Source organism: Photorhabdus stackebrandtii (genome assembly GCF_011189495.1).
GTDB lineage: Bacteria > Pseudomonadota > Gammaproteobacteria > Enterobacterales > Enterobacteriaceae > Photorhabdus > Photorhabdus khanii.
Genome location: NZ_PUJV01000002.1, coordinates 19,466 through 33,821 on the forward strand (window position 1 = coordinate 19,466; position 14,356 = coordinate 33,821).

Here is a 14,356-nt window from a genome sequence, read left to right on the forward strand (position 1 = left end):
ACCTCTTCAACTTTATTTTAAATAACAACGATCTCCTGAAAATCTATCAGGAATATATTCAATAACAGGTGGTATAAATATGGGACAGGCCGAGTTAGACAATAAACTCTCTGCTATTGTGCCAGATACTGTATTTAAACTTGACGAAAGAAGTACACTGGATATTTTAAACTGGCTTAAAGCTTATGCTGAAAAAATCCCTTTCGATCAAGAAAAAAAACAGTTCTGGGACAGTTTCTACTTTATTCAAGAAAATAATCCTCAACAATTGGCGGATATTTACCAAAATGTGAATAAAGCGGATGGCCTTTTACCGGCACATCAAGCTTTTATATTGGCTTTTTTAAAGTTATTAGAAACAACCAACCGATTATTAAATACCTTCCCAGCCCGGCATCGTGATCTTTATTACCGGGAATTATTGGGGCTAAAACCTAAAAAAGCCCAAGCGGATAAAGTTGCGCTAGGAATTACCCTCAATACCAACAGCACAGAATCGCTGATAGCCCAAGGCACGCTGTTTGATGCAGGACAAGACAGCGCCGGCAATCCGTTACAATATGCATCAGATACGGATTTGCTGGCAAACCAAGGGGAATTAACCGACCTATATTGGTACCGCAAAGATAAAGATGGCTGGCAATCAGCAACACCACTGAACCGTTCAAATAATATAGCATTACCCGAAAACGGTATTCGGCTTTTTAGCCCAACATCCCATGATACTCCGGTTCTGTCTGGTTACCTGATTACCTCCTCTTTATTTGCCATGCCGGCAGGAGAACGCTGCATTAAAGTGACTCTGGCAAGCGAATGGGCAGGTAATGCCGATCACATCACCGCTAAAATCAGCGCAGGAGATCATTGGCTTTCTTTGTCAATAAAATCTATCGACAAAAAAAACCTTGAGCTTGGATTATCATCCAGTGATGCCTCTGTCACGCCGCCTGATGCCTTAGATAATATGGCGTTTAATGTACCGGCATTAAAACTGGGTACCACTCAAGGCCCTATTCTGCCCGAGATTAAAGGCATCGAAGTCAGCATTAACGGCAACCGCAGTGTGCGCTATGCCTCTGACGGCGGTATAGAACAGACGGATACCACCAGCTTCCCCTTTGGTCAATCACCGTCGCTGGGTTCCGGTTTTAACCTGATTGCCTCGGAATGGTATGGCTCGGAAAACGCAACATTGACGATGACTCCTCAATGGGTTGGCTTGCCTACCGGTAGTTTTTCAACATGGTATGACAAATACAATCCGAAACCAGCCAATAATAGTGTATTCAAAGTACAAGGCTACTTAGTCACATCTCAAAAGAGAGATGTTCTTAATCAATCTAAATCTCAGTCATTATTTGGTGGAACAGGTGCCCCACAAGGACAAAGCCTGACATTTACCTTACCGGCGATGAATTATCCCCTTGTAGACAGCCCATCGCCCAATGAATGGCCGGCATCAGTGCGCATAGAATTAGCGGAACAGGATTTTATGCACGCCCAATACTGGCAAAATCCCACGGGTAAAAATGTCCCCTACACCCCGCAAATCAGTGCATTGCAGGTACAATTCAGCGCTAAAGCCAAACCTGAGCAATTCACCGTTTACCCTCTGACGCCTTTTGGTCGAGATGAAGCAACAGCAAAAATGCCAGCACTCACCCATGAAGCCTTCTATTTAGGCTTTACCGGTGTATTACCGGGACAAACTATCTCCTTATATTGGCAATTAGAAGGTATTAAAGCGCTCACTTTATCCTGGTTTTACCTCAACGAAAGCAATAGCTGGAGCACATTAGACAAATTAGTGGACGATCAAACGGGTAACTTGTTTGACCGGGGTATCTGGTACACCTTATTACCACAAGATGCTGCAAATCAGGCCGCTCTAATGCCGACAGGACGGTACTGGCTGAAAGCAGAGATAACTGCGCAGACTGATCCTCAGGATTACCCACGCATTAAAGGTTTGCTATATAACGCCACGACAGCGACGTTAGTTAATACAGAAACCGTTGAGCCGGCTCATTTTATCAACGGATTGGCCGCTGGCAGCATTAAACAGCCAACCAGCACATCAGTAGCAATCAGTAACGTCACTCAACCTTGGGCTTCCTGGAACGGCCGTTCGCAAGAAACCGAGCAAACTTTCCTGACGCGTCTGCCTGCCCGGTTGTCTCACCGTAATCGGGTACTGAGTTGGGGCAATATTGTCACCTTATTAAAAGAACAATTTATCAGCCTGTTTGATGTCAAATATCCTTCAGCTAATGAATTAACCAGAATTCCGGCACCAGAAATACAACGACTGATTGTGATCCCTAACAGCCGTTACAAAGATAACGATGATGTCCTACGACCAAAGTTAAACCCTGCCCGGCTGGCAGAAATGGTCGAATGGATCAAACACCTCAGTAGTCCTTGGGCAACGATTGAAATTAATAATCCCACCTACGTTGACGTTAATGTGGACTACCAAGTGACCTTTATCTCAGGTATTAACTCTGACTACGGCCATCATCAGCTACAACAGCAATTAAGTCGGAAATATATGCCATGGGGAGAAAATCCGACTATCGGCGTGACAACCGGTAACCGTATTGACTATTACCAACTGTTAGCCAACATCCAACAATCCCCCCTGGTGGAACGAGTCACCAATTTAAGCATAACGAGAGCTGACCGAACCACGGGTGCCATAGGCGCTATAGGTGAAAGTATCGAAGCTGCCGATGATGAAGTGCTGATTTTGGTCTGGCCTGAGAAGCGTCCCTCAAACCAAGGAGTTAACCAATGAATCATCAGGATGCCCTGTTTCCCATCGTCAAAGACGATATTACTTTCGATGCCTTACTTGCTCAGGCCAAAACGGTGATTGAGCAACAATCCGGCCAATGCTGGAGCAATACCAGTGAAAATGATCCCGGTATCACCTTATTGGAAGCCTGTTGTTATGGAGCCTCTGATCTGGCTTACCGCCATTCATTACCCCTGAAAGATCTTTTGACGCCCAACCCCACGGAACAGATACCCGGCGACGGTATTTTCCCCCAAGAGTTTGGTCCACAACAAACACTGACCTGTGGCCCGATAACTGCGGAAGATTATCGCCGAGCCTTACTGGACCTGCACAATAGCGACACAATTAATGACACCAGCGAAGGTTATTTTTTCTTTAATGATGTCCAATTAATTCGTGAACCCGAAGATAAACGCTATAAGTATTGGTACAACAAAAAGAAACGTGAATATACCTTTAATAACTTGGGAGCAGATGGAAAATTAACCTTAAGAGGAAATTACTGGCTCTATTTACTGCCTGGTCAAGAAGCTCAGGCCAATAATAAACTGGCTCAGGAGAAGCTCAACGATTTCCTAAAAAATAACCGTAATCTGGGGGAATCCATCAGCAAAATTATCTGGCTGCAACCCACCAATTTCCCTTTGCAGATTGATATTGAGCTTGATGATAACGTCATCGATATTCCTGACATCTTCGCCCAGGTTTATATGACGGCGGAACAAATGGTGCAGGAAAAGCCCGTCCGCTATACCACTCAAGCCATGAAAGATCTGGGCTACAGTAATGAAAAGATATTCTCCGGCCCTTATTTACATCACGGCTGGATACCTGCATTACCTAAAGCCAAAGATTACACCAGCGCTACCGTATTAAATCTAAGTCATTTGGTTAACCGATTATTGGCTATCAAAGGTGTTCAAAGTGTAAGCCGGCTGGCATTAGCTAATCACGATAAAACCATTACTCCACAGTTGAACGATAATTGGTCCTGGGAAATTGCCCAAGGATATTACCCTAGATTATGGGGTAACGACCCACTCGCATTAATCACCTCACCAAATAGCCCCCTCACCATTACCGCCAAAGGGGGTGTTAAAATTATTGTTTCTAAACAAGATATCGAGGAAAAGCTTATTGCAGAGCCGCTGATCGATACACAGCCGGAATTACTGGACTGGGGTAAATATCGTAAAATTCTGGATTTCTACCCGGTGAGTAATAAGTTACCTGCCTGCTATGGATTACAGAATAAAAAACGTACTCCACCGCAGGTACAATTACACCAATTTATGCTACCGTTTGAACAAATGCTGGCTAACGGCTGTGCTGAACTGGCCCTGTTGCCAAAACTCCTGGCTTTTAAACAACGGGGGGAAACAGTATATGGTGTGCAATGGCCTTTCAAAGCGAACACGGTCAGTTACAGCGTTCATCAACAGATCATCTCTGACTTAACTGCAAAACTAAATTACGATTCACAAATCTATATTGATGATGACATTCAAAGGCCAAACTATATAAAAGAGCTGGAAATCTTAGATCATCTGTTGAGTTATTTTGGCGCTCAACTTGCCGCCAGACCACTTACCCTCGATTTTCGGGATTTTCTGGATACCCAACGCGGTTATCTCGCTCAACAACCGGAACTGACCTATCAACGTAATAATATTCGTATTGATAAAGTGTCGGCGCTACAAAAACGAATTGCGGCCCGGTTAGGTTTGGGCGGAGAATGTTTCAGCGATACGCCCGATCTAGCTAATCTGCCTTTCTATTTAATTGAACATCGTCAATTACTACCGGTAAAACCCGATATCCAATTCGATACTAAGCAACAGCCTGATTCTCTGATAGTTGAAGATGATCAATTAAAAATCACCCAAAAAGGCACAGCAGACCGCTTATTACAAGGCCAGGTGATTAACCTGATTATCATTGAAGGTGACAGAGAATTTACATTACGGGGACAAATGATCACCGAGGTGACAGGAGAGACATTCTCCCTCAACACACGCAATAGCACGGATCTAAAATATAATTTAGAAAGAGTGCTGGTGGCATTTGAACAAAACAAGCTGTTTTGGCAAAACAGCCCTGTGTGGTTGGAAGATATGGATTACCAATTAGTTTATGCCGATGCCACATATTACAACAATGCTGAAGATGAACGTTGGATTACCTCCAGCGCCCAAAGCCCCTTCCCGGCCATGATTGAAGAAAATGACGAAATCACACTGAAATATGTCATTAGCCCATCTGGACCCATCAAAAAGACATTAGCCCGTACAGTTCGTGCTGAAAAGAAATCCGAATATGAACTTAAAGCACAAGTAGTCAAATTTGATCGCATTCAAGGCAAGATATTAATTAAACGCACCCAAGACTCACAGGATAATTTTCCACCCGAGACAGAAGCATGGCGCTATCGCTGGTATTTCTCCAGTGAAAAATATGCCTTGGCCGATCGTTTCTCATTTGTGGTTAGCGTGGTAGTAAATCACCTGTTAATTGAGAGCAGCAAAGTTGACCCTTACAAACTGGAATCTTGGGTAAAAACGGAGATTCTCGCTGAATTTCCCGCGCATATTTCGATGATTATTCACTGGTTATCACCGAAACATTTTGAAGACTTTGCTAATACCTATAAACGCTGGCAAAACAATGATGCGCCTTTAGGGGACGAGGCATACCATATTTTAGAGACCTTAACCCTGGGAAGATTACCTTCCGCTGCAACCGGTATTGGCAGTATGCGAATTGCCACCGAACAGCAACGTATTGAGGTCATTGGTCAATCGGGCGATCAATGGAACGAAGAAGTGATAAAAGATAATCAGCTATTATATGTGCCTTATGCTAAAGGTATATTGCGAGTAGATTTTGATCTTAATAAAGAGAATAATAAAGCAACGGCTATTTCAGAATATTTGTATCAACCGGTAGATAATAAAGGCAAGCTGGTATTTTTAACCGATAACAGCCAAATAGGGCCTGAATATGCCGTACTGAAATCAGATAATGCATGGACAGATTATTATATCAAGGTGAAGAAGAACAAAAATGGGGTTATTACTGATGAAACATTACATATTAAAGGAAGGAAAAAAGTAGGACTTAACTTATCATGGAAAGCAATGAATTTATATGACCCTCCAGCCGAAAATAGCTGGTCATTTTATTATGGATTTGTATTAGACGAAAACCAAAATCTTTCTGGCGCATCATTTTATACCGAAGAACCGCTTATTTTATCACTGAATTACCTCTCTGATCCTAATGATCTTAAAGGAGAAGTGCGTACAAAATTTGGTTTTTACTTCTCCTATGATGGAAACAAACTTTAACAATATAAAATAAACATCTCGTTTATTCATATATTAAAATATTTCAAGAATCCCGCTATTATTTTAATATCTCTTAGTATAATAGCCCACATAATATAAGGTAATAAACATGGAAAAGAAATATAATCTGAAAAATTCCGAAGCCAATCTGGAAAATATCAATATTAAACCGCAAGGGCCTTCAGCCGATGATTTGAAAATCCGTTTTAAAGAAGGCAGCATTCCATTACAGACCGATTATGCTGACCTGATTAATATTGCTGATATTGGGCGTAAAGCATGTGGTCAAGCGCCACAACAAAATGGGCCAGGAACAGGATTGAAATTGGCTGATGACGGTACGCTTAATTTAAAAATAGGTACGCTTTCCAACCAAGATTTTTCACCATTAATGCTAAAAGATGATATTTTATCTATAGACCTTGGTAGCGGTCTGGTTAATAAAACCAATGGAATATGTGTTGGTCCAGGCAATGGCATTGTTGTCAATAATGATAATGTGGCTGTCAAAGCTGCCAACGGTATTACCGTTAATGGTAGTGGTGTTGCCGTCAAAACCAATAATGGTATCAATGTTGATACTAATGGCATCTCTGTAAAATCAAAAAATTCCACTATTAAAGTCGAATCTACAGGGATATCGGTAGGAATTGGTTGGGGAGTAAAAGTAGGTGGTGAAGGATTAGATATTAAGGCCAGTAATGGTATTAACGTCGATAGTAGTGGTGTTTCAGTCAAAGCCGGTAACGGTATCTCGGTTAATTCAAGCGGTGTTAGCATTGATCCCAATAAAGTACTCCCCAAAGGAATGATTGTGATGTTTTCTGGTAGTAGTGTTCCTACAGGCTGGGCACTGTGTGATGGTAATAATGGCACACCTAATCTGATTAACAGATTTATATTAAGTGGGACAATTTCCGATATTGGAGGGAAAAGTAAAAATACCGCTACAGGACAAAAAGATGTCAAATCTTTTATCGTTAATAGCAAAGACAATCCAACGAAAACAATGAGTGTTACGGTAAATAACACTACATTAAACATAGATCAAATACCAAGTCACAATCATATACAGGGCGGTGGGTTTACTTATAACTCTGGTCTTAGATACACCGCAGAGTTGAATAATAGTGGGCTTTCAGACTATCGTACAATATACAATCAATCGGGGGCAGAGTGGACAAAAAGTACCAGCCATAATCATTATTGGCCTTACACTAGTAAGACGGGTAGCGGAAGAGGTCATACTCATACTGCATCAACTACCCTTCCCGCACATACACATCAAGTCGATGCAATGTCACCCTACTATATCCTGGCATTTATTATGAAACTTTAATTCCATTCCACTAACACAGATTTAAATTACCTATTATTTACTAATTACCAAGGATATATCAATATGACTTCGGAGCCAAATCTGTTAAACCGGATTACCATTACTATTGAGGCTAATAATCAACAGGTGGCTAAAAAAGTATTGCATGGCTCCCTACTTAATCAAGCCAGCATAAATAAATTACTCAACTCATACTTTGATGAATATAACATTCATCAGGATATCTCTTTAGATAGCTTAACCTTGGACCTTGGCGAAATAAGTTTCCATGACTTTAATTCATTATTCCCTGCTCGCCTCAAAGTTGAGCTGAATAAAGCATTTAACCAATATCAGATAAATAACCATCAGGAAGAAATTCTACTGAATAAACCAACATCCAATAAATTGACCGATAAGACCTCTTTATCCAGTAACAATCATTTAATTGATGCAGAGAATTTCATTCATTTCTTATATCGAAAAGGTCCGCAACTCAATCCAATGGAGGTAATAACCAATAATAAAAATAGCGATATCAAGATTAAGCCATTAATCAATCAATTAATGCAGATAGAAAACAAATCAGCATTATTATTAGCGAAAGGCTGTTTATCTGAACATGGTCTACAACGGCTTTTAGCTATCAGACAACCGGCCTTATTACTTGCCATCAACCGCAGATTATCCGAAAGAGTCAACAAACCACAACATCAGGAGGAGCTTGTCTCCTCCGGACAATTGATACTTAATGCACTGGAATATATACAGCGGCACAATACTCAGGAAATACCTAAACCCGATGCGAAAATCATCTCGCGTATTACCACTGAACTCAATAACGGTGCACTTAATGCCGAGCCTGTTATTAGGTTATTTCACCAGGCTATGACCCACAACACTCCATTAAATGGTTGGCTAAAACAACTCTGGCAAACAGCTTCTGTTTCACAGCTTTGCAAAAAGCACCTGTCGGTTGAAGAATACCAATATCTATTGGAATGCTTTACGCCAAACCACACAGGTAAAAATAGATCTAAGATAAAACCACTCATGAATAGCGCTAACTCCTCAAACACTCAGCAATATCAACACTCAACAAATCAAAAGATAATCGCCGAAAATCAGCAAACATTATCAACATCGGATAATACATCGGTTATAAGAGGAAATAACCGCAACCAACCTCAAACTATCAACAAGCCACATTCTGAACAAGTTTTATTATCTCCACTCCAAGTAAATAATACCGGAATATTAATTCTGTGGCCGATGCTACCCGCGCTGTTTAATCAACTTGGACTGCTTGAAACACAGAAATTTATTCATCGTCAGGCTCAGTTTAATGCCGTTGATTTACTTGACTACCTGATTTGGGGAACCGAAGAGAGACCAGCAGAAAGAAAAGCACTGAATTACGTTCTGTGTGGGCTAATGGCCGATAAAGATATTAAATCAATCTCTATCGAGCCAGAAAAACAGTTGATAATAGATCAATGGTTGGATGCCGTTATCAGCCAACTTCCCGGCTGGAAAAAATTAAGCCGTAATGATGTCCGCCAACTGTTTTTACAACGGCCGGGTGAATTATTGGCAGACGAGCAAACAATCAAAATCACCATCCAGCATCAGCCATTTGATGCGCTGTTGGCTGATTGGCCATGGCCATTAAATATCGCCAAACTTCCCTGGTTAGATCGCCCTTTACGAATTGACTGGCAAAATATTTAGAAGGTTTATATGGATTACCCGCTGACAAATAACCACGATATAGTGGCAAAACCACACTGGATTTATCCCCATTTGGAACGTATCGATCTACGATTACAGCATTACTATTACCAAAAGTGTGACAGATATGACTCCTTACCGGAAAGTTTTTTACTTGCCGAAGATGAATTAGATCAGCGTCTGGCAAAACCACAAGGCATTCCCCATTGGCTAACTAAACCAAATGATATTATTAGCCATCCAGCAGCAAAGGAAAATACTGCCCCTGATGCATTGTCATTATTGGTCGAACGTTTCGAACTCACTGAATTTGAACGCGATGCCTTGCTATTAGGTTTATTGCCGCATTTCGACAGCCGTTATCATGCACTATTTGCCTCTCTAAATGGTAACAGTAAAAAACAGTGGCCGAGTTTTACTTTGGCTATTGAATTATTTAGCCACCGCCAAAGTGATCGGCAATTACTGCAAAACAGCTTTTTACCGCAAACACCGTTAATCAGTAACCAACTATTACGCATGAATCACCACGAAGAACCTATCTGGTTACAGACGCAATTTTTAACTCATCGCGCTGTCTGGCATTTTCTATCAGGACAACAGGTTATTTTGCCGCCTCTAACAACCTGTGTTTATTGGAGTACTCCAAACTCAGAGAGTTGGTATCCACAAACCCTTTATCATTCACTTGAAAACATATTACTGAATAAAACAGACGATATTCATCCACTGGTCATACTTAGAGGAAAACAGGACAGCCCCAGAGAAATAGCGGTCAGTCATATTATGGCATCTCATAATATTAATACCTTAACTCTCGATTTAGCTCTCCTACCTGACGAAGAGAACCAAACCACAATAGCTAACTTACTGACAGACGCGGTACGGGAAGCCCGGCTACACAACGCCTGCTTATTAATCCGTAACTTTTCTTTACTCACCGATGAAAAGAAAATATTGCATAGCGAATTATCCACTTTACTGAATCAACCAAAATTAAAAACAATTTGTCTGGTAGAACCGGGAGATGCATTAGTCTGGATTAAACACCTGCCAATGGTGCAAATTAATATGCCAGCACTCACGCTGGCAGATAAAAAAACGCTACTGGAAGCAAACTTGCCGGATAATATAATCCAGGCAATAAACGTCACTCAATTGTGTCAGCGTTTTTCATTTACACCGGAAACATTACCACTGATTCTTAAAGAAGCATACCAATATCAAATACTGCGAAAACCAGAAGGCCAATTAGAAGAAATAGATCTGCATAAAGCATTAAGTTTTCGTGCTCAACAAAATTTCGGTAAATTAGCGCAGAGAATAACCCCAAAACGCAATTTTAATGATCTGGTCATTTCAGATGCATTAGCTCAACAATTACAAGAAATTATCGCGGCCATTCATTATCGCGATCAGATTCTGGGCACCGGATTTCGGGAAAAAATAGGCTACAGTACCGGCATTAGTGCGCTATTTTACGGCGAATCCGGCACCGGTAAAACCATGGCGGCAGAAGTGATTGCCGGATATCTTGATGTTGATTTGATTAAAGTGGATCTCTCTACCGTGGTGAATAAATACATCGGTGAAACGGAAAAAAATATCTCCCGGATTTTCGACCTGGCCGAAGCGGATTCCGGCGTACTGTTTTTCGATGAAGCCGACGCTTTATTTGGCAAACGCAGTGAAACCAAAGACGCACAAGACAGACACGCCAATATTGAAGTCTCCTATTTATTACAACGGCTGGAAAATTATCCCGGGTTGGTGATTTTAGCCACTAATAACCGCTGTCATTTGGACAGTGCATTTAACCGCCGTTTCACCTTTATTACTCGTTTCAGTTATCCTGATGAAGCGTTACGTAAAAAAATGTGGCAAGTTATTTGGCCTGAACAACTTAAACTATCTGATGAACTTGATCTTGAACATCTGGCTAAACGGGCTGATTTGACCGGCGCTAATATCAGAAATATTGCTTTATTAGCATCAATGTTAGCGAAATATGATCACAGTGAACAAATCGAAAATAAACATATAGATCGTGCCGTTACCCTAGAATTAAACAAAACGGGCCGACTGGTTTTTTAATAAATTAATAAGATTGGAGTCAATATGACAAGTATCATTGCTTCTGACAATGCGATTGTTGAGGTTAATACAGCATTAAATAATGTTTTATCCCAGTATTTAAATACTAATGGGAATAAAATTGATATACGTTTTGATCTACCAGAAATTAATTCCATTCAATCGGAGCCGACAGTAAGTGTATTTCTTTATGATATCAATGAAGATTTACAATTACGTTCTGCTGAACCAAGACGTTATAATCCGATGACCAGCACATTATTACCGGGATGGGTAAATATCAATTGCAACTATTTAATTACTTACTGGGATGCCAGTAAACCCTCAAGCGACAGTTCCAGCCCGGATAGTCAGCCCGATAATCAAGCCGCACAAGTGATGACACGGGTTTTAAATGCATTAATTAATAATCGCCAATTAACCGACATTCCCGGAGCCTACACCCGGATTATTCCGCAACAGGAAAATTTAAGCAGCCTGGGTAATTTTTGGCAAGCTCTTGGTAATCGCCCACGTCTGTCTTTAATGTATTCCATTACCATACCAATGAAACTCCAAGATATTGAAGACAGTGTAATACCAATCAGCAAAATCTCCACTTCTGTGGTTCAAAAACCCAATCTGGACAGTTTACAAATAAATCAAGCTCTGGCAGATAAATTGTGTGCCGATTTAGGTGGTACCGAAGATGTTCGGCTTGCCCTTGCTAAAGTTAATCTGATAACTAAACTCTCCACAGATAATAATGATAGTAAGGAAAATGAAAACATTATTTTAGAGATTTCTGGCATTACCTATTCAACTTATTTACCTAAAATAAAAGATATTCTTTCAATATGGGTAAATAGTCAGAAATCCGTTGTTAAAGTAAATGGGATAGATATTATCATCTCAAAAGAGGATTCTGAAAAATTAATCGAAATATAAAACACTTCATTAATAAATTTAATTTCAAAATTACTTTATCGAGCATACCTCTTAATAAAAATTTATAGGTGAAATATCATGCCAAAACTTACAAATCTTGTAAAACATTTCGAAGATTCCATTCAGGTTCAACCAAATCATATAAGCAAAAAAAATCCTCTCTCTAGCTCCAAAGTTTCAAATAATAGTGAAGAAAAAACTGCCCCTCTAGAATTAAAGCATGATGAAAGTAAAATAAAAGTACAGGTACCTATACCAAATTTAGCAAAAAAAAATGAAAAACCAGCAACATCGAATATGCCAAACAATTCACATGAAAAAGTTAAAGCTGAAGATATTTTCAACCGATTTAAAGGTAAATTTGCTCCTTATGACAGAGAATTACCCTTCGACATAATGAATAAAATAACCAATAATGAAATAAAATTTTCCTCTGAAAAAGCGAAAGATGATTATTTAGCTAAAGTAAAAGACAAGAAATTCACACTGAGACATTATACTTCCGGAAATGGGCAGGAAAACCCTGCATTTGATGAGATTAGTTCAAACTTTAATTTGGTAAATAAGGGAATAAAAACATTAAATCGCACTCAAGGAAGTAACACCAATGAAGACGATTGGAACCGTTTAGGAAATACAGCATTTACCTTCTACTTACTAGCAATAGATGGAGAAGTATCCAATAGAAAATTCTTATCTAATACAACTCATTTTGCAGAAATTAATATAGAAGATCCAGAAGAACTTAAAGAACTTAGGTTAGATCAGGCTGAATTTTTCGCTTCTCCTGATTTGCTTCACGAAAAAAATCTTTCACAATCCCCTGCTGTAAAAGGAAAACTGTCTGATTTGAAATCATTATTATTAAAACGATCTGGTATAAGTCCAGTTCAATTAGGGCGTTTAGATGCGAAAGCAATTTTAAAAAGCATAGACAATGTATTTGGTAATAGTCTCGAAATCAAAATCCCAGGGAATGTTAAGGTGAATAAATGGAATAAAATTGAAAAGTAAATATAAAATCACTAACACTAGTACTACATTAATATTTTTCTTATCAGGAAAACATTTAGGTGATAACATGCCGATAAATAAATACAGTGAAAATAATAACCATCTTAAAAATAGAGAAAAAGAGCTTACAATACCGTCAAGTCATTCTATTAATGATGATATAGAAAGTACCCAATTAAGCTTCGGATTAGATTTAAATAGCATGATGAGGAATAGTTCTGTCAGTTTAAGTCAAATTCAGGATTATTCATTTTGGAAAGAAAACATTTCCGAATATTACAAATGGATGGTTGTGGTTAAAGGCCACTTAAAACAATTAGACTGGACCTTAAAATCAATGGACTCCCCTGAATCTGCTGGAAGTAATATGGCTAAAAATATAGGGACGACTGCATTACAAACCCTATTAAATACAGGAGGCAGTATAGCCGGTGGCGCTATTGGTGGTGCTATAGGAAGTGCTATAGCACCGGGTATTGGCACTCTGGCTGGCATGGGTATTGGCGCATTAGCCGGAACAGGATTAAATTATCTTAATGATACAGCAATCGAAAAATTAAATGAGAAATTGGAAATCGCACATCCTTACCCTAAAACAAGAAATATGATATTCGATATCAATAATTACGATAAAAACCCTATCTTAAAAGCAATCAAGAAGAAACTTGGGAATAAAGATAATCTAAAAGTGACTGCCGGTGGTTTAATCACATCAAAAATTGTAAGCAAAATATCCCCGGCAAGAATTCCTGCCTATAAACTTGCTGAACTGGCCATATCGCACCATAAAGCATTAGCAGGATTGAGTGATGATAAAGCCAGACATATATTAGATTTCACCAATAGTATCCGTGAAGTTCTCAATGAAAGTCATTCTGATGCAGTCACATTTATGCGTAGAAACTATGGAGATGATGAAATGAGCCTTTCCGGGTTTTCCGCTAAAATAAAGGGAGAAAAATTAACCTTAGATACATTAGCAAGGACAAGAAACAAAATAGAAATCAGAATTAATAGCATTAATAAACAAGTATTAAAACTTTCATCAAATAATAGAGACAGCTAATTACCCAAGGATAATAAAAACCGTTTAAAATAGAAAACATTACTATTCAACCACAATCA

Annotated in this window: 8 protein-coding genes; all 8 read left to right on the forward strand. The window is 39.4% G+C overall.

The window, feature by feature from the left end; genetic code table 11:
- Positions 1 to 79 precede the first annotated feature (79 nt).
- The 8 genes from C5470_RS01685 to C5470_RS01720 all read left to right on the forward strand — a co-directional run bounded on the left by C5470_RS01685 (position 80) and on the right by C5470_RS01720 (position 14,297).
- Positions 80 to 2,797 (forward strand): hypothetical protein, encoded by a 2,718-nt coding sequence (locus C5470_RS01685; RefSeq protein WP_166285413.1) that lies wholly within the window; start codon positions 80 to 82, stop codon positions 2,795 to 2,797.
- A complete protein-coding gene (locus C5470_RS01690) occupies positions 2,794 to 6,147 on the forward strand; it encodes a hypothetical protein (protein ID WP_166285415.1) in 3,354 nt (1,117 codons plus the stop codon). Before C5470_RS01685 ends, C5470_RS01690 begins: the two co-directional genes overlap by 4 nt.
- A 109-nt stretch (positions 6,148 to 6,256) precedes the next feature.
- Complete coding sequence (locus C5470_RS01695; RefSeq protein WP_166285417.1) at positions 6,257 to 7,486, forward strand: tail fiber protein; 1,230 nt, start codon at positions 6,257 to 6,259, stop codon at positions 7,484 to 7,486.
- Between the two features lie 63 nt (positions 7,487 to 7,549).
- Positions 7,550 to 9,196, forward strand: a complete 1,647-nt coding sequence (locus C5470_RS01700) for a contractile injection system tape measure protein (RefSeq protein WP_166285419.1) — start codon at positions 7,550 to 7,552, stop codon at positions 9,194 to 9,196.
- Between the two features lie 9 nt (positions 9,197 to 9,205).
- A complete protein-coding gene (locus tag C5470_RS01705; protein ID WP_166285421.1) occupies positions 9,206 to 11,290 on the forward strand; it encodes an ATP-binding protein in 2,085 nt (694 codons plus the stop codon).
- A gap of 24 nt (positions 11,291 to 11,314) precedes the next feature.
- On the forward strand, positions 11,315 to 12,217 hold the full coding sequence (locus C5470_RS01710) for a Pvc16 family protein (protein WP_166285423.1): 903 nt from the start codon (positions 11,315 to 11,317) through the stop codon (positions 12,215 to 12,217).
- 78 nt (positions 12,218 to 12,295) lie between these two features.
- Positions 12,296 to 13,231 (forward strand): hypothetical protein, encoded by a 936-nt coding sequence (locus C5470_RS01715; RefSeq protein ID WP_166285425.1) that lies wholly within the window; start codon positions 12,296 to 12,298, stop codon positions 13,229 to 13,231.
- On the forward strand, positions 13,221 to 14,297 hold the full coding sequence (locus C5470_RS01720) for a hypothetical protein (RefSeq protein ID WP_242687786.1): 1,077 nt from the start codon (positions 13,221 to 13,223) through the stop codon (positions 14,295 to 14,297). The genes C5470_RS01715 and C5470_RS01720 overlap by 11 nt, the downstream gene beginning before the upstream one ends.
- Positions 14,298 to 14,356 lie beyond the last annotated feature (59 nt).

Bases quoted from the DNA above. Each gene is read 5' to 3' on its own strand.
- C5470_RS01685 (WP_166285413.1), top strand. From the start codon at position 80: ATGGGACAGGCCGAGTTAGACAATAAACTCTCTGCTATTGTGCCAGAT.
- C5470_RS01690 (WP_166285415.1), top strand. From the start codon at position 2,794: ATGAATCATCAGGATGCCCTGTTTCCCATCGTCAAAGACGATATTACT.
- C5470_RS01695 (WP_166285417.1), top strand. From the start codon at position 6,257: ATGGAAAAGAAATATAATCTGAAAAATTCCGAAGCCAATCTGGAAAAT.
- C5470_RS01700 (WP_166285419.1), top strand. From the start codon at position 7,550: ATGACTTCGGAGCCAAATCTGTTAAACCGGATTACCATTACTATTGAG.
- C5470_RS01705 (WP_166285421.1), top strand. From the start codon at position 9,206: ATGGATTACCCGCTGACAAATAACCACGATATAGTGGCAAAACCACAC.
- C5470_RS01710 (WP_166285423.1), top strand. From the start codon at position 11,315: ATGACAAGTATCATTGCTTCTGACAATGCGATTGTTGAGGTTAATACA.
- C5470_RS01715 (WP_166285425.1), top strand. From the start codon at position 12,296: ATGCCAAAACTTACAAATCTTGTAAAACATTTCGAAGATTCCATTCAG.